Genomic DNA, 19298 nt, shown 5'->3' on the forward strand with positions numbered 1-19298 from the left:
TGCCATTCGGACTACGCCATTCAGGGGAGTCGCTATGTCAAAATCGGATAACGGGTGACCCCCGAACCGCATCAGGCCGGGACAAGCCTGGTCCATAGCCGCAGGATCATCTGCGGTAATGCGACCCTCCGGCCGGAGAATCTTCAGCGCGTCTCACCATGTGGTCGCTCGGCTCTCGTGCCGGCCTGCGGGATTTCAGGCCATTTTGGTCCGCCGTCCGCGCGTCATCTCCGCGTCGTCCGCCCGTTCCGGGATGTGACCTTGGACCTATTGGACTCGTCGCGGGCGCCGTCCGTCCGGTAAGAAGGTTCTTTACACCCCTCATCCGGGGCTCAGGGCGCGTGTGCGGCGCGCCCGTCGCGTATGGCCTCGTACGTATCAGCAATCGGGCCGTACGCGGTGCCCGCCCACCCCTCACCAGGAGTGGTCGACCCTCAAACCATGCATACCTAAGGGGTAAGACAAAGTGGCAGCGGAGATCGTCAATCCTCGCAGCGACGACACAACGGACCAGGACGGCGGGGTTGAGCCCCTCGATTCCTTCGATCCCGCGTTCGCGCTGCACCGCGGCGGCAAGATGGCCGTGCAGGCCACCGTGCCGGTTCGCGACAAGGACGACCTTTCCCTCGCGTACACGCCCGGCGTCGCGCGCGTGTGCACCGCGATCGCGGAACAGCCCGAGCTGGTCAACGACTACACGTGGAAATCCAATGTGGTCGCCGTCGTCACCGACGGCACGGCCGTGCTCGGGCTCGGGGACATCGGTCCCCAGGCTTCCCTCCCCGTGATGGAGGGCAAGGCCATCCTGTTCAAGCAGTTCGGCGGCGTGGACGCGGTCCCGATCGCCCTCGACTGCACCGACGTCGACGACATCGTGGAGACCGTCGTCCGGCTCGCTCCCTCGTTCGGCGGAGTGAACCTGGAGGACATCTCGGCCCCCCGGTGCTTCGAGATCGAGCGCCGGCTCCAGGAGCGCCTGGACATCCCGGTCTTCCACGACGACCAGCACGGCACGGCCGTCGTGACGCTCGCGGCGCTGCGCAACGCGGCGCGGCTGAGCGGACGCGAGATCGGGCAGCTGCGGGCCGTCATCTCGGGCGCCGGCGCGGCCGGTGTCGCCATCGCGAAGATGCTGGTCGAGGCCGGCATCGGGGACGTGGCGGTGACGGACCGCAAGGGCGTGGTGTCGGCCGACCGGGAGGACCTGACGCCGGTCAAGCGCGAGCTGGCCGGATTCACCAACAAGGCCGGGCTCACCGGCTCGCTGGAGCACGCCCTGGCGGGTGCGGACGTCTTCATCGGCGTCTCCGGCGGTACGGTTCCGGAGGAGGCCGTGGCCTCCATGGCCGAGGGCGCCTTCGTCTTCGCGATGGCCAACCCGAACCCCGAGGTGCACCCCGACGTCGCGCACAAGTACGCGGCCGTCGTCGCCACCGGGCGCTCGGACTTCCCCAACCAGATCAACAACGTGCTGGCCTTCCCCGGCATCTTCGCCGGCGCGCTCCAGGTGCGGGCCACGCGGATCACGGAGGGAATGAAGATCGCCGCGGCCGAGGCGCTGGCCTCGGTGGTCGGCGACGACCTCGCCGCCGACTACGTGATCCCGTCGCCGTTCGACGAGCGGGTCGCTCCCGCCGTCACCGCGGCGGTCGCGGCCGCCGCACGCGCGGAGGGCGTCGCCCGTCGGTGACATCGCGGTGATGCCGGCCTGACGCCGGCCTGACGTCGAGCTGAGCGGCCCCGCCCTGATGGGTGGGGCCGTTCTTCTTCACGGGTCGGGGACTGGAGCGTTGTCCGGGGGCTTGCAGGCTTGGTCGCTTACGGGCTTGGGGGGCCTCGTTCGGTGGTGGGAGCGGCGGTGCGAAGGTGCCGGCGGTGAGGCGAGGGCGGGGTCCTGCGCCGCATGGGTGCCGTTGCGCAAGAGGGCATGTGTCACAGGGGGGCCTGGTTCCGCCCGGTGCGTCGCGCCCCTATCGTCGGCTGCATGTTCGCTGTCTACGCCGCCCGAATCGACCGCGACCAGCCGCTCAGCGGCCTCGAGTTGGGGGAGCGTCCGGCTCCCGAGGCCCGTCCCGGCTGGAGCACCGTCACCGTGCGCGCCGCCTCCCTCAACCACCATGACCTCTGGTCCCTGCGGGGCGTCGGCCTCCCGGAGGGCCGGCTGCCGATGATCCTCGGCTGCGATGCCGCCGGTGTCGACGCGGACGGCAACGAGGTCGTCCTGCACTCCGTCATCGGCCAGAGCGGCCACGGCGTCGGCCCCGACGAGCCGCGCTCCATCCTCACCGAGCGTTACCAGGGCACGTTCGCCGAACAGGTCGCCGTACCGACCTGGAACGTGCTGCCCAAGCCGAGGGAGCTGTCCTTCGCCGAGGCCGCCTGCCTGCCGACGGCCTGGCTGACGGCGTACCGGATGCTGTTCACCAACGCCGGGGTACGGCCCGGGGACTCGGTCCTCGTGCAGGGAGCGGGCGGTGGTGTCGCCACGGCCGCGATCGTGCTCGGCAAGGCGGCCGGGCTGCGGGTCTTCGCGACCAGCCGGGACGAGGCGAAGCGGAAGCGGGCCGTGGAGCTCGGTGCCGTGGAGGCGGTGGAGCCGGGGGCCCGGCTGCCCCAGCGGGTGGACGCCGTCATCGAGACCGTGGGCGCCGCGACCTGGTCCCACTCGGTGAAGTCGCTGCGGCCCGGCGGCACGCTCGTCATCTCCGGGGCCACCAGCGGGGACCGGCCCTCGCATGCCGAGCTGACCCGGATCTTCTTCCTGGAGCTCAAGGTCGTCGGCTCCACGATGGGCACCAAGGACGAGCTGGAGGACCTGCTCTCCTTCTGCGCCGCGACCGGGGTGCGGCCCGTCATCGACGAGGAGCTTCCGCTGGACCGGGCACGTGAGGGGTTCGAGCGGCTGGCGTCCGGGGAGCAGTTCGGGAAGATCGTGCTGACCAACTCCTGACGCCCGGACGGGCATCGGAGCGGAGGCGGGTCCGGGGTGCCGGGCCCGCCTTTCGTGTGGTCCGCCCGTCAACTTTGGTTGACGGGCGGGGCTTGTCAACCTACATTGACAGCATGAGTGAGGCAACCGATCTCGCCGAGCGTGCCGGTGACCGGGATCCACGGGTCGGGCTGCGCGCCGTGGCCGCGCTGCGCCGGCTGCTGGAGCGACTGGAGGCGGTACAGGTGCGCAGCGCGCGCAATCAGGGCTGGTCGTGGCAGGAGATCGCCGCGGAGCTGGGTGTCAGCAGGCAGGCCGTGCACAAGAAGTACGGGAGGCGTTGATGTTCGAGCGGTTCACCAAGGACGCGCGGGCGGTGGTCGAGGGAGCGGTCGCGCAGGCGCGCAGCGGCGGGGCGCGGACCGTGGACGCCGAGCATCTGCTGCTGGCGCTGCTCGACAGTGAGGGCAGCCGGGCCTCGTTCGCGCTGTCCGCCCTGGGACTCGCGGAGTCGCGGGACGCGGTGCGGGAGGCCGTGGGGGAGGCACGGCGGCGGGCGGGGCTGACCCGGGCCGAGGCGGACGCGCTCGCGGGGCTGGGGATCGATGTGGGGGAGGTCGTGGCTCGGGTGGAGGAGGTGCACGGGGTCGGGGCGATGGCCGGGGACCCGGGGCGTCCGGAGCGGTGGGGTGGACGCCGCCCCGGGTTCGGCCGGGGGGCCAAGGATGTGCTGGAGCGGGCGTTGCGGGTGGCGCTCGGGCGGAAGGAGCGGTTCATCGGGGGCGAGCATCTGTTGCTGGCACTCACGGCTCTGCCGGGGGTGGCGGGGGAGGTGCTGGCCGACTTCGGGGTGACGTTCGAGGGGGTGTCGAGGGTGTGCCCGCCTGCCCCTGTGACTGGGGCGACTGAGAAGTAACCGGGGGGCTGGGGCCGGCTCCGTCCACCCACCTGCCCGATTCGGCTGGCTGGAAAGCGGGCCTTCTCGGCTCGGTCGGCCGAGTTCGGTGGGGGCGTCCGTGGCTCGCTCGGCTGGTGGGTGAGTCCTCCGGCCAGGTTGGCTGCAAGGCCGGCGGTGTCCGGCTCGGGGGCGGGGAGTGGCCTTGCGGGCTTTGCCGCCGCCCCCGGGGAGTCGGGTCAGGGCCTGCGGACCTGGAGGATCGCGGCGATGTGGGCCGCCGCCTTGGTGAGGTGGTGGCGGGTCTGCTGGAGTTGGGACGGGGTGATGCCGTTGTCCCGGGCGGCGTCGCGGATGTCGTCGCGGAAGCGGTCCAGGAGGCGGTCCAGGTCGCGGGCCGGGTCTCCGGTGGGGGCCTCGTGAGCCCAGGACGGTTCGTACGCGGCGGGGAACTCCTCCGGGGGTGACGTGTAGTGCGGCTCCGCCGGCGGGGTGGGATGGGCCGGCTCCTCAGGGGTGCGGGTGAAGCCCCAATCCTTCCCGAAGTCCTTGCCGAAGTCCTTGACCCAGTCCATGCCCAGGTCCATGCCCCAGTCCCTGGTGAAATCCTGGCCCGGGTCCTTGCCCGGGTCCTTACCCGGGCCCTTCTCCGGATCCCCGTCTCGACCCCTGCCGTCGTCCTGGCCCGGGTCCCTGCCCCTGTCCTTGCCGAAGTCCTTTCCGAACTCCCCGAATTCCTTCGCCAGTTCGGACAGGCCCTCGCGGAGGCCGCTCGGCCAGTCGCCGCGTGCGAAGTTGTTCTGGAAGCGTTCCTGGACGCGCCGGGCGATGCGCTGGACCTGCTCCTGTGCCTCCTGTGCCTGGCGGCGGGCGCGCTGGGCCTCCTCGCGGGCCCGGCGGCTCTCGTCCTTGGCGCGCCTCGTCTGCTCCTTCCACTCCTGCTTGACCCGGCGCAGCTCCTCCTTGGCGGACTTCCACGCCTCCTTGTCGCCCGGCTCGCCGTACTCCCCGTGGAGGAAGTCGCCCCCGGACGTCCGTGTGCGGCGGGCCTCGGACGCGGCGGCGCGCATCTCGCGGCGCAGGTCGCCGGCCGCGCCCCGCACGTCGGCCCTCATCTCGGCGGCGAGTTCCGCGACCGACTCGCGGATCTCCAGCTCCAGGTCGGCCAGTTCACCGCTGCGGTCGGCCAGTTCGGCGCGGCCCGTGTCCGTGATGGCGTACACCTTGCGGCCGCCCTCGGTGGTGTGCCGGACCAGGCCCTCCGCCTCCAGTTTGGCCAGGCGGGGGTAGACCGTGCCCGCCGAGGGGGCGTAGAGGCCCTGGAAGCGTTCCTCCAGAAGCCTGATCACCTCGTAGCCGTGGCGCGGGGCCTCGTCGAGCAGCTTGAGCAGATACAGGCGGAGGCGGCCGTGGGCGAAGACGGGAGGCATGTCAGAGCACCTTCTTGTCGGTCGTGCCGTCGGCCGGGGCGCCGGTGGCGGCGGCGTCCTGGCCGGAGACGGAATTGTCCCCCGGGGCGGCCGCGGAGGAACCGGCCGGGTGGGGTGCCGTTCGGGCGTCAGGTGCGGTGCGAGCTTCCGGTGGGGTGCGGGTGTCCGGTGCGGCGGGGGCGTCGGGGGCCGTCGTGCCGGTGTCCGTGCGGGTGTCCGGGTCCGGATCGACGACCGTGACCGTGACGGTGGTGGTGTCGGACTCCGGCGGTCGCGAGGGGCTGGTGTTCTCCTCCTCGTCCCGGGGAGGGCGGCGCAGCAGGGCTATCGAGCCGGAGACCGTGGTGGCGCGCAGTCTGCCCGTGCCCGCGCCGAGCCGGCCGGTGATCTTGTGCGCGCCCCACTGGCCGTGCATCCGCAGCCCCTCGAAGGCGTTCGAGATCACGCCGCTCGCGGTGTTCGCCTCCACGTCGGCGTCCGCCGGGTGCGGCAGGCGGATGGCGATCTCGCCGGAGACGCTGGTCACGGCGATGTCCGTGGGGCCGTCCGGGTCCAGGTCGACGATCACCGAGCCGCTGACGGTGTCGGCGCGCACGGAGGGGCCCGAGCCCTCGACCACGGTGAGGTCCCCGGAGACCGAGTGGAACCGCAGGTCCCCGGTGACCGCCTGGGCCTCCAGGCTGCCCGACACGGTCTCCGCGCGGACCGGGCCCGAGACGCCGACCAGGGTGGTGTCGCCGGTCACCCCTCTGATCCCCGCGGAGCCGCGGATGCCTGACACGACCGCGGCGGCGCCCACCACGCCCACCTCCACGCGCGTGCCGGCCGGGACCGCCAGGGAGACCACCGCGCTGCGGTGCCGCCCCTTGCGTTCGAGCCACTTGAGGAAGCCCTTCCACGGCAGGTCCTCATAGCCGACGGTCAGTGCGGCGCCTTTGCGGGTGACCAGCAAGGGCGGCCCTTCCAGAGCCGAGACCTCCAGCCGCGCCGAGTCGTCCTCCGTGCCCACGACGTTCACCGTGCCGTTCACGACGCGGACGTGGAGTTCGCGCACGGGGCCGTCGAAGGCCAGCTTCCCGGGTTCGGTGACGGACCACTCGGACATGGGGCCTCCTCGGTCTGCGCGGTCGCGACGCGCCATATCGCGTCCTCTGCCAAACACGATATATCGCGGCCCGTCCAAGTCAAGACACCCATTCGAGTGGGTGCGCGACCCCGCGCCCGGCACATGCGGCGCGGGCGGTCGCACGGGAGGAGGCTGCGCCGGCGCGGAGAGCGACGGCGAAGCGCTGGCGAGCCGACGGGGAGGAGGCACGGAGGGGGCGCGGAGGAGGGAGGGAGGAGGTACGGATGGAGACGCGGAGGAGGCGCGGAGGAGGCGCGGGGGAGGCGCGGGGGAGGCGCGGGGGAGGCGCGGAGGCACAGGCGGGCCGACGCCCGCGGCGGGGCCGGCCCGGCGGCGGCATACGCTGGTGGGGAGAGTTGCCGGCTGGATGTGTGCGCAGGAGACGTAGCCCCTATGTATTTCACCGACCGCGGTATCGAGGAGCTGGAGAAGCGGCGTGGCGAGGAAGAGGTCACCTTCGAGTGGCTCGCCGAGCAGTTGCGCACGTTCGTGGACCTGAACCCGGACTTCGAGGTGCCCGTGGAACGGCTGGCCACCTGGCTCGCCCGGCTCGACGACGAGGACGACGAGTAAGGCCGGAAGGGCAGGGCGGCCGGAGGAGGACGCGGCGGCCGGGCGCGCAAGCGTACGCGCACGGCCACTTCCGCGCCCCCAGGGGCGATCATCGGCCGTATCGTTCACCGGCGCTCGTCTTCCCCTCCCCCTCTCCCTTCCCCGGAGTTAGCCTTCTCGTCCATCAGCGAACGGGGGCGTCATGGCTGGAGGAGTCGAGCGGATACGCCTGGACGACGGGACCGTCGTCTGGGCCAGGATCGGCGCGGCCGGTGAGGCGGAACTGGACGAGGACGGCTACTGGGACACCGGGCTCGGCGGCCGGGTCATCGACATGGCGGAGGGACTGGCCGGCACGGTCGGGGGAGTCGTGCGCTCCCTGCGCGCCGGTCTGGACACCCCGGCCCCCGTCGAGGTCTCCGTCAGCTTCGGCATCGAACTGACGGCGCAGTCCGGCAAGATAGTGAGCGCCATCGCGGAGGGCGGCGGCCGGTCCTCCCTCACCGTGTCCCTGACCTGGACCGAGCCGGCCACGGCGGCGGACGGCGCGGATCCCGCGTCACCGGGCGCCGCCGTCGTACCCCCGCGCTCCCCGGCGCCGGGCGCCGCATGAGCGCCTTCGACGAGATGGTGCGCCCCTCCCTCGCACGCATCGGCGCACCGGGTGACGGGTATGCAACGGACCGTGACGCGTACTGGGGGTCGGGCTTCTTCATCGCCCCCGGCTGGCTGTTGACCTGCGCCCATGTCGTGGGGAAGGGGGGTGCCGCGGTGTGCCGAGGAGACGGCGCCCTGAGCGTGACCTGGCAGGAGCGCACCGCCGACGGCGCCTGGGCGCAGCGCCGCGGCACCGGGACGGCCGCCGTCGTCGTGCCCCGGCCCGCGGGCGGGGAACCGCCGCGCGACCCCTGGCCGTTCCCCGATCTCGCGCTCGTCCGGGTCACCGGTGCCGACGACGTGCGCGGCCTGTGGCTCGGTGACCGGGAGGCGGGCCCCGGCACCCCCCTCGGGCTCTACGGCTGGTCGGTGCAGACCGGCGAGCTGGGCATCCGGCACGGATCCGGCGAGCTCGCCGGATCCGACGCGCGGGCCCTGCTGCTCGCCGGGAGCCTGCCGATCGGCGGACTGTCCGGCGGGCCGGTGCTCGACCTGCGGCACGGCTCGGTCATCGGCGTGATCAAGGGCCGCCGGCGGGAGGAGGGCGTCGCCGTCCCGGTCACCGCGCTGTACGAACTGCTGGACTCGCGGGAGGCCGGCCGGGTGGTGCGCGAGGTGCTGCGCGCCCACGACCTGCACCACGCGAGCCTCCTCGGCGGCCCCTCACCGCAGCCCGACTGGACCGCCTTCCAGGCCACCCTGAGCGGCCAGGCGCCGTCGGCCTCCGGCATCACCCCGGAGCTGCGCACGCGGCTGTACGGCCACCTCGCCCACGTGCCGCCGCCGGCCGGCGCCGGAGAGGTCGTGCACCTCGTGGAGGACGTCAAGGCGGAGGTACGCGGCGAACGCCTGCGCTCGCTCGTGCTGCGCAACGTACGGACCTGGCGTGAGGGCGCCGGGCTGCTGTACGGCCTGCGCACGCCGGCGCCGGGCGGCGGCGGAACGCTCGTCGACCTCGACGCCGTACTGCTCTACGCCGCCCAAGTCGCCCGCAGGGCCGCCCGGGAGCGCGCCGGGGAGGTGGACGCGGAGCGGCTGCGGGCGTTCACGGACTGGATCGCCGGGCAGGCCGCCGGCCACCGGCACTGGGCGGTCGGCCAGGCCATCCGCGCGCTGCTGGAGGGAGCCGGCGGACGGCCCGCCGCGCCGGGCGCGCTTCCCGGCCCGGGCGCGCTTCCCGAGGGCGGCCTGTCCGGCGGCCCCGCCGGTGAGCCGCCCGGCAGCAGCCTGCCTGCCGACTCCTTCACCGGCGTGCCCTCCGCCACCCCGTCCTCCAACGGCACCACGCCGTCGCCCGACGGAACCGCCCCGCCGTCCGCCGAGGCCGTCGCGACCACACCGTCGTCACCGGCCGCGTACGCCGGGACCTCCCGGCCCGCCGGCCCCTCCGTCCCCGGCGACCTCGGCCGGCCCGCCCCGGTGGCGCTCACCGGCCCCACCGCCGGGACCCGGATGCCCGCACCGGGCCAGGTGGCGTCTCCGGGCCCGGAGCCCGCCACCGGCTCCCGTACCGACGTCCTGGTGAAGATCGGTCCGGCCACCTACGGCCGGCACCCCTGGAGCGTGCAACTGCTCTACGACGGCCAGGACGTCACCCCCGTCGACGGCGACGACCGGGGCGTGCGCGCCGAGGAACTGGCCGGGGCGCTGCGCGAGCCGCTGGCCCGGGCGCTGAGCCAGGGGGACCACGGGGAGCACCTCGCCACGATCGAGGTCTTCCTGCCCCGCAAGCTGTTCGACCTCCCGGTGGACGACTGGCAGTTGCTGCCCGGCCCGGACGGCACCGCGGCCACCGGGGAGGACGACGAGGACGACGACTTCGTCGACGAGCGCGCCCTGCCGCTCGGGATGCGGCGGACCGTCGTCATCCGGGACGTCCGGCGCAACGGCCTGCCGCCCGCCCCGGAGTGGCGGCGACGCTGGAAGGGCGTCAGGGACGGACCCCTGGCGCACGGGACGCTGCACGGGCGGGCGGTGGCCGACGGGCATCCGCCGGGCGCCGGGGCCGGGGGCAAGTACCCCTACTACGGCGCCCTGACGGCGCTCGGCGACACGTTCGTGCCGGTGTACTGCGGACCCGTCGGCAGCGGCGAGGGCTACGCGGCGATGCGGGACGCGCTGCGCTCCGGGCACCCGGTGGTGCTCTGGCGCCGCGACCGGCACGACCACGACGAGTGCGGGGACTTCCACCGGCAGGCCGCCGCCCTGCTCGGACTCGCCGGGCACGCCGACGGACTGCACGGTCCGGTCCGTGACCTGCGCATCCGGCTGGCCGACCCGGACACCGCCCGGGCGCACGGCCTGCGCGGCAAACTCGCCGTACTGTTCGACCCGCCGGACCGGCCGCCGTACGGGACGGAGAGCATGCGGCCCCCGCCGCCGGCCGCACCCGGCGGCTGACCCGCAGCCGGCCCCGCCCCTCCCGGTGGACATCCCGTCAAGTCCGGGCGCCCGTACGGAGGTTCACGAGGGGAAGACGGGAGTGCCGGACACCGCGAACCTCGGCGGGCGCGGCCGACGAACGGTAGCCTCGTACGGCGAACGGCCGGGCCCGCTGCATGATCACCCAAGCCGGGAGGAGCCCAAGGTGAACGACTGGCGGATCTACCGCGGAGTGGGTCAGCCGCACGACGGCATGCGGCGGTTGCCGGCGCCGCCGCCCTGGCGCGACTTCGCCGCCTCCCGGGACGGCACGGCGAGCGGCCCGGACGACCCCAGCAGCGCCCGCAGACTGGGGGTGCGCCGCCGGCTGGTCGAGAACTACGCGCCCCGGCCGGCCGAGGTCGACGCGGTCAACGCGGCCCTCTATCTGCGCCGGCCGCTGCTGGTGACCGGCAACCCGGGGACGGGCAAGTCGACCCTCGCGTACGCCATCGCCCACGAACTCGGCCTCGGCAAGGTGCTGCGCTGGCCCATCGTCAGCCGTACCACCCTCCAGGACGGGCTGTACCGGTACGACGCGATAGCCCGGCTCCAGGACGTCCAGCTGGAACGCGCCCGCGGCGGCGACGGCGCGGCCTCCGGCATCGGCTCCTACATCCGGCTCGGCCCCCTGGGCACCGCCCTGCTGCCCGCCGACGAGCCCCGCGTGCTGCTCATCGACGAACTCGACAAGAGCGACCTCGACCTGCCCAACGACCTGCTGAACACCCTGGAGGAGGGCGAGTTCTCCATCCCCGAGCTGGAACGGCTGGCCGACCGGGAACCCGTGGTGGAGGTGCTCACCGACGACGGCGACCGGGTGGCCGTGCACGGCGGGCGCATCGCGTGCACCGCGTTCCCGGTCATCGTGCTGACCTCCAACGGCGAACGCGACTTCCCCGCCCCGCTGCTGCGCCGCTGTGTCCAGCTGGAGCTGGACCCGCCCGGCGAGGAGCAGCTCACCGCCATGGTCGAGGCACACCTCGGCGCGGACGGCGCCGAGGCCGGCACGGACCTCATCCGCAGGTTCCTGGAGCGCGAACCGGGCGAGGTGCTCGCCGCGGACCAGCTCCTCAACGCGCTGTTCCTCACCCAGCACGATCCGCACGCACAGGGGCTCAGCCGGGAGCGGATCGCCGAGATGCTGATGCAACCGCTCGACCGTACGAGGTGAGAGGCGGATGCCGGGGATGCGCCTGGAGGAGCTGATCGGCAGGCTGCGCCAGGGCGGGCTCCAGCCGACCGCCGAGGACGTCGCGGACGCGCTGTGGCTGGCCCGCCGGCTGGGCACCGCCGCGTCCCCCGCGTCCCACGACCCCACCGGCACGCCCGCGGCGGACGGCACGGCGCCCGGCCCCGACGGCGCTCCCGGAGAGGAGCGGCCGGCCGCACCGCCCGGCGCGCGCGACCGATCCGGGCAGGCGCCCGCGGCCCCGCCCCCGGCCGGCCTGCCCGCCCCCTCCGTACCCCTGCACACCCCGGCCCCCGCCGCCTTGCCCGGCCGGACCGACGGCGACGGCACCGCCACGGCCTTCCCGGTCCGCGCCCCCGCCGCGGGCGCCCTGCCCGGACTCCTCGGCCTGCAGAAGGCACTGCGTGCCCTCGGCCGCTACCGCACGGCCCCCGTGCCCGGCCGGGACGAGCGGATCGACGAGACGGCCACCGCCGAACGGGCCGCCGCCAGCGGCATCCTGCTCCCGGTCACCCGGCCCGGCCGCCACCGGCGCTGCGAGGTCCAGCTGCTCATGGACACCGGCCCCGCCATGGCCGTCTGGGGCGAACTCGTCGAGGAACTGCGCCAGGCCTGCCAGCAGTCCGGCGCGTTCGCCTCCGTCCACGTCCACCAGCTGTACGCCGACGACTCGGGCACCCTCCTCGTCGGTACGACCGCCGGTCCCGGCCGGCACACCCGGCTGCGCCCCGCCGAGGAACTCCACGACCCCAGCGGGCGCCGGCTCACCTTCGTCGTCAGCGACTGCGTCGGCCCGCTGTGGCAGAGCGGCGCCGCGCAGCGCCTGCTGCACGGCTGGCCGCGCACCGCCCCGCTGGCCGTGGTCCAGCCGCTGCCGCCGCGCCTGTGGGGCCGCACCGCGCTGCCCGCCGAACCCGGACTGCTGGTGCGCACCGGGGAGACCGGCGGACGCCTCGACTTCCTGCCCGAGGACGAGCCGTGGGAGGAGATCCCGCCCGGCGCCCGGCCGGTACCCGTGCTCCAGCCCACCCCGGAGGCGTTCGAGGCGTTCGCCCGGCTGCTCGCCGGCACCGGACCCACCCGCGAACCCGCCTGGGCCGGCTTCGCCCACCCCGGCACGGCACCCGCGGAGCACGCCGTCGCGCCGCCGCCGCGCAGCGACGACGAGCTGCTGCGCGCCTTCCGCGCGAGCGCCTCACCCGGCGCCCTCCGACTGGCCGTCTACCTGGCCGCCGCGCCGCTCACGCTGCCCGTGATGCGGCTGGTCCAGCGGGCCATGCTGCCGGACACCGGGCCCATGGAACTGGCCGAGGTGCTGCTCGGCGGACTGCTGCGGCAACTGCCCGGTACGGACGACCAGCCGTGCTTCGCCTACCCGCCCCGGATGCAGGACCTGCTGCTGTCCTCCCTCGACCAGGACACCGCCGGACTCGTCCTCAAGCACTGCTCCGCCTACGTGGAACGGCACTTCGGCAAGGGCACCCGCAACTTCGCCGCCCTGGCCGCGGCCCGGCTCGCCGACCGCGCCCCCGCCGCCGGGCCGCTCCCCGAGGACGAGGGGACGCCGTACGGCGGCGGTGTCGAGGCCGAGCTGTTCGCCCGCGTGCCCGCCCGCGTCCTGCGGTTCTACCTGCCCGACCTGGTCACGCCCGATCCGCTGGCCGAGGCCGAGCACCTGCTCGTGCGGTGGCGGCAGCTCGCCGACCCGGAGCTGCTGCGCCGGGCCCGGGACCAGGTCCGCGCCGCGACGGCGGGCACCGCACCGGCCGGCGACCCGGGCCGCACGGCCCGGGCCCGCCTGGTCCTCGGCCGTGTGCTGCGCGCGGAGGCCGGGACGGCGGGCGCGCGGGCGGAGGGACGGCGCGCCGGGCTGCTGCGGGAGGCCGTGGCCGCACTCGCCACCGCGTACGCCCTGGCCTCCGCCGACAGCCGGGACCGGGCCGAGGCCGCGCTCGAACTGGCCGCCGGCCGACGGGAACTGTGGCACCTGACACAGGACCCGGACCACCTGACGGAAGCACTGCGCCCCCTCGACCCCGGCACCCCGCCCTGGCCCCGGGTCACCGCCCGCGCCCACGCCTGGCGGAACGGCCCCGAGGGCGAGCCGGGGGCGGGGCAGGCCGTGCCGGGCGCGGACACCGTCGAGGGCGGCGGGGACAGGGCCGTACCCCCGGCCCCCGCCGGCCCCGCCACGCGGCGGGCGCGTGACGTGCCCTGGGAGGTGAGGGCCCAGCGGGACCGGGTCCTCCTGCGCGGGCGGGTGCTGCTGGAGCTGCGGCAACCGGCCGCCGCCGTGCCCGAACTGCGGGAGGCCTGTGCCCTGCTGGCGCGGGAAGGGGTCTCCGCCGCCGTACGGACACCCGCGTTGCTCGAACTCGTGCGGGCGCTGCGCGGGGCCGGGAGCGAGGACGCGGAGATCCGGCGGACGCTGCGCGAGGCACTGGAGACCGCCGGGGACGACCCTGCCCTGAGGCGGCCCGCCCTGGTCGCGATGGCCCGGTTCCACGACGCGGCCGGGGAGTTCGCGCAGGCCGACGCGGCCTACGAGGGCGCGGTGCTGCGCGCCCCCGCCGACGGCCTCCCGCGCGTCGGAATCCTCACCGCCTGGGGCGAATCGCTGCTCCGGCGGGCCGCCACGGAGGACGGCGGCGCCGTGGTGGACCGGGCCGAGTACGTGCTGCACGAGGCGCTGGCCGCGCTGCCCGCCCGGTCGGAGCACCGCGGCCGGCTCCAGGGACTGGTCGGCAGCGCGCTCGCCCAGCGCTTCCGCCATCTCGGCTTCCTGCCCGACCTGTTCGAGAGCCGCCACCTGCTCGGCCAGTCGGTGCGCACGGCGACCGACGCGGCCGTACGCGCCGAGGCCTGGCTCCAGTTGGCCCGGGTGCGGCTGGAGTTCTGGTACCGCGTGGGCGCGCCCGTGCCGGCCGAGGCGGTCCACGCGTACGACAACGCCGTGCGGGAGGCCGAGGCGGCGTACGGCGGCGAGTCCGGTTCGGTGACCGCCGCCCGCGCCCTGCACGGCCGCGGCGTGGTGTTGGCGCTGATGGGCAGCCCCGGCGCGGCCCGCGAGGCGTTCCGTGCGGCCCGGGAGCAGTGGCAGCGGCTCGCCGGGGCGCTGCGCGAGGTCGAGTGGGCCGATGTGGAACTGACCCGGCGCGCCGAGCGGGAACCGCCGCCCGCGCGCGACCGGTCGCTGCCGGAGCGGGCCTGGCGGGAAGCGGCCCCGCCCTGGTGGCCGTGGTCCCAGGACTGGCTGGACACGGGCGGACATGACCGGAGTTGAACCGGCCGGTGTTTCTGGTTCGGGCCGGTAGGGAAGAAGTGGGCAGCCCACCGCGGCCGTGCGGGGCGGGCGTGGGCAGGGAGGAGCCGAGGGTGGGGGAGTTCAGCACACGGGGGGCCGGCCTCGGCGCGGACGCCGGAGGCGGCACGTTCCCGCCCGGCCTCACCGACGTCGACCTGCCGACACTGCGTGCCATGGACGATCCGGCGGTGCTCGCCGCGGTCGCCGGAGTGCTCGCCGACCCGGACGGGCTGCGCCGGGTCTGGTACACCACCGACAGTGACAACGGGCTGCTGGCCCCCCGGTCGGAGCATGCGTTTTCGGCCTCTCCCGCGCCGCCGCCCCCACCCGGCGAGGACACCGTGGCATGACCCGGGGAACCGTCGGCCCCCTCGGTGACATACGGCCGGCCGGCCCGCCCGGCCCGCTCCCGCCGGGCCTCCTCGCCGCCCTGGCCCACACCCGGCCGCTGCCCGCCGTCACCTCGGCCCTGCACACCGCGCTGCACGCCCGGCGGATGCTGCTGCTCAAGGCCCTGCTGGTCCGGACCGACGGCATGCGCGCCGGTCTGCCGCCGGCGGCACGACGGCGGTTCGAGGACGACTGGGCGCTGCTGGAGCGGGCCGAGCGGACCGACCCGGCGGCCGTCCGCGCCGTACTGGACTACCCGACGACCGGCGCCTGGCTGGCCGCCGCGCTCGCCGCGCCCGACGGCCCCGCCTTCGCGGCGGGCCTCACCGGACTGGGCGCGGTGGCCGTCGCCGCCGCGCTGCGCGCCCGCTGCCGGTTCACCGTCGCCCGGGACCTGCCGGCCGGCACCCTCGCCCTGCCCGGCACCGGGCTGCTGCGCTGCGCCCGGGGCCCGGCCCGGCTGTCCGCCCGGGCCGGGCGGCTCCGGGTCACCGACGCCGCGGGCCGGACGCTGTCGCTGCCCGCGCCCGCCGGCGCCGGCCCCCGGTGGACCGCCGACGGCGCCCTGGCCTGGGCGGTGCCCTACCCCCTGCCCGGCGGCACCGCCGTACTCGACGACATCGACCCGCACCGGGTGCCCGCGGGCGGGATCGGGCCCACCGGGCTGCCCGCCGCCGAGCGCCCGTACTCCGGCCACGCCGCCTGGGCCGCCCGCTGGCGGGACGCCCGGGCGCTGCTCGCCGTCACCCATCCGGCCCGCGCCACCGAGACCGCGGCGCTGGTCCGGGCCGTCGTCCCGCTGGCACCGCCGGCCGGACCGGGACCGTCGCTGAGCGCCACCGTGCGGACCGCGCCCGGCGCCGTCCTGGCACAGCTGCCCGCCGACCGGCTCGAGCTGGCCGAGCTGCTGGTGCACGAGACCCACCACACCAAGCTGGCCGTGCTGGACGAGCTGGTCCCGCTGTGGCGGCCCGGCCGCACCCTGCACCGGGTGGGCTGGCGGCAGGACCCGCGCCCGGTCCCCGGTGTCCTCCAGGGCGCCTACGCGCACCTGGCGCTGCTCGACCTGTGGTGGAGGGCCCGCACGGGACCCGCCCGGGCCTGGCGGCGGCGCGCCGCCGAGCGGTTCGAGGGGTGCCGGGATCAGGTCGCCGAGGCCTTGTCCGTGCTGGCCGATTCCGATGAACTGACCCCACACGGACGGGAGTTCGTCCGGCAGATGGGCAGCCACCACGCACGCCTGGAGGTACGGGCCCACCCGCCCGGGTGACGCTCCGTGCGGCAGGTGGTGCGTTACGTTATGCACGCGGCCGCCCGACGACCGGCGGGCGCGGTGGAACAGGGAGCGGCGATGGCGGAACAGCGGCGGCCGGGCGCGAGCGGCGCGGCGGCGGCACCCGAGCACGTGCTCGTGGTCTTCCCGGGGTACTACCGCTCATGGGCGGCGTGGATCGCGCAGTGCCTGGAACGGCACGGGCACCGGACCACCCTCCAGCGCTGGGACCCGCCGCGCGAGGTCCCGCTGGAGGACTCGCTCGGCGACCTCCTGCTGGCCAGGGGAAAGGTCCTGCTGGTCCTCAACGACTGGTTCTTCGAGCTGGGCCCGCGCCCGCCGGGCGAGTGGAACGACGCGCTGCGCGGCTTCGTCGCCGCGCACGCCGACCGGTTCGCCGCGGTCAACCTCACCAACCGGCCGCTGCTGCCCGCCACCGCCGTCCTGGAACCGGCCAGCCTGTGGTCGCTGAGCGAGGCCGCGGCCGAGGAACGCCTGCTGCGCCGGCTCGGCCTGGAACCACTGGCCCGCCCCCGCGCCCTGCCCGGCCGGATCCGCTACCCGGACGACCGCTGCGAGATCTGGGGCGAGGTGCCGCGCCGCAACCCGCGCTTCACCGGCCGCGACGACCTGCTGGGGGAACTCCACCAGCGCCTCGCCGACGCCGAGCGCGGCGCCGCCGCCTGCACCCTCGTCGGCATGTCCGGCATCGGCAAGACCCAGCTGGCCGCCGAGTACGCGCACCGCTTCAGCACCGACTACGACCTGGTGTGGTGGGTCAACAGCGACGACCGCACCCTCCAGCGCGACCGCCTCGGCGAACTCGCCGTCGAACTCGGCCTGCCCATCGGCAGCGAGCCCGGCGAACGCATCCGCGCGGTCCGCAACGCCCTGCGGCGCGGCGAACCGTACGCCAACTGGCTGCTGGTCTTCGACGGCTGGGACGACACCGACGGCATCGCCTCGCTGCTCCCGCAGGGCACCGGGCACGTGCTGATCACCTCCCGCAACCGGGGCTGGAGCGAGCACACCGAGGTGCTGGAGATCCCCGCCTTCCTGCGCCCCGAGTCCACCGCCTACCTGATGCGCCGCGCCCCGCACATCACCTCCCGCGAGGCCGACGAGGTGGCCGCCGAGTTCGGCGACGTGCCGCTGCCGCTGGTGCAGGCCGCGTCCTGGCTCGGCGAATCGGGCATGGAGGCCGCGGAGTACCTGCGGATGGTGCGCGAACGCCGGCTGTCCACCGTCGACGAGCCCGCCACCGGGGACGGCTTCCCGCAGTCCTCCCTCACCTCCTGGGCCATCCTGCTCAACCGGCTGCGCCGTTCCCAGCCGCAGGCCATCGAGGTCCTCGGCCTGTGCACCGCCTTCGCCCCCGGACGCATCCCGCTCGGCCTCATCCGCGCCTACCCGCGCGCCGAACTGCCCGCGGAACTGCGCTGGATGGCCACCGACCTGCCCGCCTGGACCCGCGCCCTGGACACCCTGGTGAACTACTCGGTGCTCACCCGGGAGACCCGCGGGCCGCTCACCGCGGAGGCGGGCCCGCACCAGGAGTCGGTGCACATGCACCGCCTGGTCCACGACATCGTCTCCAAGCTGACCGGCGACAACGACGGCGACCTGCACCGGCGGGCGGTACGCACGCTGCTCGCCGAGGCCGACCCCGGCAACCCGGCCGACAGCCGCAACTGGCCCCGCTACGCCGAACTGCTGCCCCACCTCCAGCCCTCCGGAGCCCTGGCGAGCGGCCAGCCGCGCGTCCAGGAACTGGTGCTGAACTGCCTGCGCTACTGCACCCGCAGCGGCGAGTACGTCGGCGGCCTGGAACTGGCCCGGCAGGTGCGCGAGCACTGGTCCCGGTTCATGGACCCGATCGACCAGCCCATGCTCGACCTGGCCACCCAGGAGGGCAACATGCTGCGCAACAGCGGCCGGTTCCGGGAGCTGTACGAACTGCACCGGGGCGTGCTGGCCCAGCTGCGGGCCGCGCCCCGGCGCAACGAGATCGGCGAGCTGGTCAGCAAGAGCGCCCTCGCCTCCGGCCTGCGCGCCCTGGGCCGCTACCAGGACGCCTACGACCTCCAGTGCGAGGTCCTGGCCGGCAACGAACGGCTGCTCGGCCCGGACGAGCCCCCCACCCTGGTCGCCCGGCACAACCTCGGTGTCACCCTGCGCATGCTGGGCCGGTACGCCGAGGCGCTGGACCTCGACCTGGAGACCCTGGCCCGCGGCGAGACCGTGCTGCGCGCCCGGCACATCAACACCCTGCACTCGGGCAACGCCGTCACCCACAGCCTGCGCCTGCTCGGCCGCTACCGGGAGGCACTGGCCCGCCAGGAACCCGTCGTACGGCTGCACGTCCAGGTGCTCGGCCCGCAGCACCCGCAGACCCTGGAGGCCCGCGCCCAGCTCGCCATGTGCCGGCGCCGCGAGGGCGGCCACGCGCCGGACGTCGGGCCGACCATGGCCGGCCTGCTGGACCAGCTGATCCAGCTCAACGGCCGCGAGCACTACCGCACCCTCGCGTTCCTCACCAACTACGGCAACTACCTGCGCGAGCACGGTGACCTCAGCCAGGCCCGCGACCTCATCGACGAGGCGGAGGCCGGCTACCGCTCCCTGCTCGGCCCCGCGCATCCCGTGGCCACCGGGATGCTGACCAACACCGGGCTGGTGATGCAGGCCGCGGGCGAGCGGGCCGAGGCGCTGTCGATGTTCGAGTCCGCCCTCGCCGGGCTGAGCGCCACCCTCGGCCCCGACCACCCGTGGGTGCTGGGCTGCGCCCTGAACGCGGCCGGCGGACGCAACTTCTGCGGGCGGATCGGGGACGCGGCGGAACTCAGCCGCGACACCCTGCGCCGCTCCCGCCACGCGCTCGGCGACGAGCATCCGCTGACCCTGTCCTGCCAGGTGGCGCTCGCCGCGGACCTGAGGGCGGCCAACGAGCAGGAGGAGGCCGGCAAGCTGGAGGAGGACGCCCTGCTCTCCCTCACCCGCACCCTCGGCGCCCAGCACCCGCACACCCTCTCGGCGAGGCAACGGATCAGGCCGTACTGGGACTTCGAGGCGTACCTCGGCTGACGCGAAAGGGCCCGGTGCCGAGCGCGAACTCGGTACCGGGCCCTT

Annotated in this window: 14 protein-coding genes; 12 read left to right on the forward strand and 2 right to left on the reverse strand. The window is 75.0% G+C overall.

Features of this window, described 5'->3' with window-relative positions; genetic code table 11:
* The first annotated feature begins 466 nt into the window (after nt 1-466).
* The 4 genes from AB0E62_RS19925 (at nt 467) to AB0E62_RS19940 (ending at nt 3845) form a co-directional block, all read left to right on the forward strand.
* Nucleotides 467-1690 (forward strand): NADP-dependent malic enzyme, encoded by a 1224-nt coding sequence (locus tag AB0E62_RS19925; RefSeq protein WP_362195007.1) that lies wholly within the window; start codon nt 467-469, stop codon nt 1688-1690.
* Nucleotides 1691-1984: 294 nt separating this feature from the next.
* Nucleotides 1985-2950, forward strand: coding sequence for a zinc-binding dehydrogenase (locus tag AB0E62_RS19930; RefSeq protein WP_362195010.1), 966 nt, complete (start codon nt 1985-1987; stop codon nt 2948-2950).
* A gap of 113 nt (nt 2951-3063) precedes the next feature.
* Nucleotides 3064-3273 (forward strand): helix-turn-helix domain-containing protein, encoded by a 210-nt coding sequence (locus AB0E62_RS19935; protein ID WP_362195013.1) that lies wholly within the window; start codon nt 3064-3066, stop codon nt 3271-3273.
* Nucleotides 3273-3845 (forward strand): Clp protease N-terminal domain-containing protein, encoded by a 573-nt coding sequence (locus AB0E62_RS19940; protein ID WP_362195016.1) that lies wholly within the window; start codon nt 3273-3275, stop codon nt 3843-3845. Before AB0E62_RS19935 ends, AB0E62_RS19940 begins: the two co-directional genes overlap by 1 nt.
* A 218-nt stretch (nt 3846-4063) precedes the next feature.
* On the opposite strand, the gene AB0E62_RS19945 is transcribed toward AB0E62_RS19940, so the two are convergent.
* Both AB0E62_RS19945 and AB0E62_RS19950 read right to left on the reverse strand, forming a co-directional pair.
* Entirely contained in the window at nt 4064-5254 is a 1191-nt protein-coding gene (locus AB0E62_RS19945; protein WP_362195019.1) for a PadR family transcriptional regulator, read from the reverse strand.
* 1 nt (nt 5255) lies between these two features.
* Nucleotides 5256-6359, reverse strand: coding sequence for a hypothetical protein (locus tag AB0E62_RS19950; protein WP_362195022.1), 1104 nt, complete (start codon nt 6357-6359; stop codon nt 5256-5258).
* Nucleotides 6360-6773: 414 nt separating this feature from the next.
* Here AB0E62_RS19950 and AB0E62_RS19955 point away from each other — a divergent pair, with 414 nt between their 5' ends.
* From AB0E62_RS19955 to fxsT, 8 genes are all read left to right on the forward strand, one after another.
* A complete protein-coding gene (locus AB0E62_RS19955; protein WP_003992906.1) occupies nt 6774-6953 on the forward strand; it encodes a DUF6104 family protein in 180 nt (59 codons plus the stop codon).
* A gap of 181 nt (nt 6954-7134) precedes the next feature.
* On the forward strand, nt 7135-7545 hold the full coding sequence (locus AB0E62_RS19960; RefSeq protein ID WP_362195025.1) for a CU044_2847 family protein: 411 nt from the start codon (nt 7135-7137) through the stop codon (nt 7543-7545).
* Nucleotides 7542-9989 carry a trypsin-like peptidase domain-containing protein gene (locus AB0E62_RS19965; protein WP_362195028.1) on the forward strand — a complete coding sequence of 816 codons (2448 nt, stop codon included), beginning with the start codon at nt 7542-7544 and terminating at the stop codon, nt 9987-9989. Before AB0E62_RS19960 ends, AB0E62_RS19965 begins: the two co-directional genes overlap by 4 nt.
* A 187-nt stretch (nt 9990-10176) precedes the next feature.
* Nucleotides 10177-11184 (forward strand): MoxR family ATPase, encoded by a 1008-nt coding sequence (locus tag AB0E62_RS19970; RefSeq protein WP_362195031.1) that lies wholly within the window; start codon nt 10177-10179, stop codon nt 11182-11184.
* 7 nt (nt 11185-11191) lie between these two features.
* Nucleotides 11192-14485: an SAV_2336 N-terminal domain-related protein gene (locus AB0E62_RS19975; RefSeq protein WP_362195034.1), complete on the forward strand. Its 3294-nt coding sequence runs from the start codon at nt 11192-11194 to the stop codon at nt 14483-14485.
* 92 nt (nt 14486-14577) lie between these two features.
* Nucleotides 14578-14856 carry a hypothetical protein gene (locus AB0E62_RS19980; RefSeq protein WP_362195037.1) on the forward strand — a complete coding sequence of 93 codons (279 nt, stop codon included), beginning with the start codon at nt 14578-14580 and terminating at the stop codon, nt 14854-14856.
* Entirely contained in the window at nt 14853-16166 is a 1314-nt protein-coding gene (locus tag AB0E62_RS19985; protein ID WP_362195040.1) for an HEXXH motif-containing putative peptide modification protein, read from the forward strand. The genes AB0E62_RS19980 and AB0E62_RS19985 overlap by 4 nt, the downstream gene beginning before the upstream one ends.
* An 81-nt stretch (nt 16167-16247) precedes the next feature.
* Nucleotides 16248-19253, forward strand: a complete 3006-nt coding sequence (fxsT, locus tag AB0E62_RS19990) for an FxSxx-COOH system tetratricopeptide repeat protein (RefSeq protein WP_362195043.1) — start codon at nt 16248-16250, stop codon at nt 19251-19253.
* Nucleotides 19254-19298: the final 45 nt, after the last annotated feature.

It is taken from the genome of Streptomyces sp. NPDC038707 (genome assembly GCF_040636485.1).
Lineage (GTDB): Bacteria > Actinomycetota > Actinomycetes > Streptomycetales > Streptomycetaceae > Streptomyces.

Bases quoted from the DNA above. Each gene is read 5' to 3' on its own strand.
- AB0E62_RS19930 (WP_362195010.1), top strand. From the start codon at position 1,985: ATGTTCGCTGTCTACGCCGCCCGAATCGACCGCGACCAGCCGCTCAGC.
- AB0E62_RS19935 (WP_362195013.1), top strand. From the start codon at position 3,064: ATGAGTGAGGCAACCGATCTCGCCGAGCGTGCCGGTGACCGGGATCCA.
- AB0E62_RS19940 (WP_362195016.1), top strand. From the start codon at position 3,273: ATGTTCGAGCGGTTCACCAAGGACGCGCGGGCGGTGGTCGAGGGAGCG.
- AB0E62_RS19945 (WP_362195019.1), bottom strand. From the start codon at position 5,254: ATGCCTCCCGTCTTCGCCCACGGCCGCCTCCGCCTGTATCTGCTCAAG.
- AB0E62_RS19950 (WP_362195022.1), bottom strand. From the start codon at position 6,359: ATGTCCGAGTGGTCCGTCACCGAACCCGGGAAGCTGGCCTTCGACGGC.
- AB0E62_RS19955 (WP_003992906.1), top strand. From the start codon at position 6,774: ATGTATTTCACCGACCGCGGTATCGAGGAGCTGGAGAAGCGGCGTGGC.
- AB0E62_RS19960 (WP_362195025.1), top strand. From the start codon at position 7,135: ATGGCTGGAGGAGTCGAGCGGATACGCCTGGACGACGGGACCGTCGTC.
- AB0E62_RS19965 (WP_362195028.1), top strand. From the start codon at position 7,542: ATGAGCGCCTTCGACGAGATGGTGCGCCCCTCCCTCGCACGCATCGGC.
- AB0E62_RS19975 (WP_362195034.1), top strand. From the start codon at position 11,192: ATGCCGGGGATGCGCCTGGAGGAGCTGATCGGCAGGCTGCGCCAGGGC.
- AB0E62_RS19985 (WP_362195040.1), top strand. From the start codon at position 14,853: ATGACCCGGGGAACCGTCGGCCCCCTCGGTGACATACGGCCGGCCGGC.
- fxsT (WP_362195043.1), top strand. From the start codon at position 16,248: ATGGCGGAACAGCGGCGGCCGGGCGCGAGCGGCGCGGCGGCGGCACCC.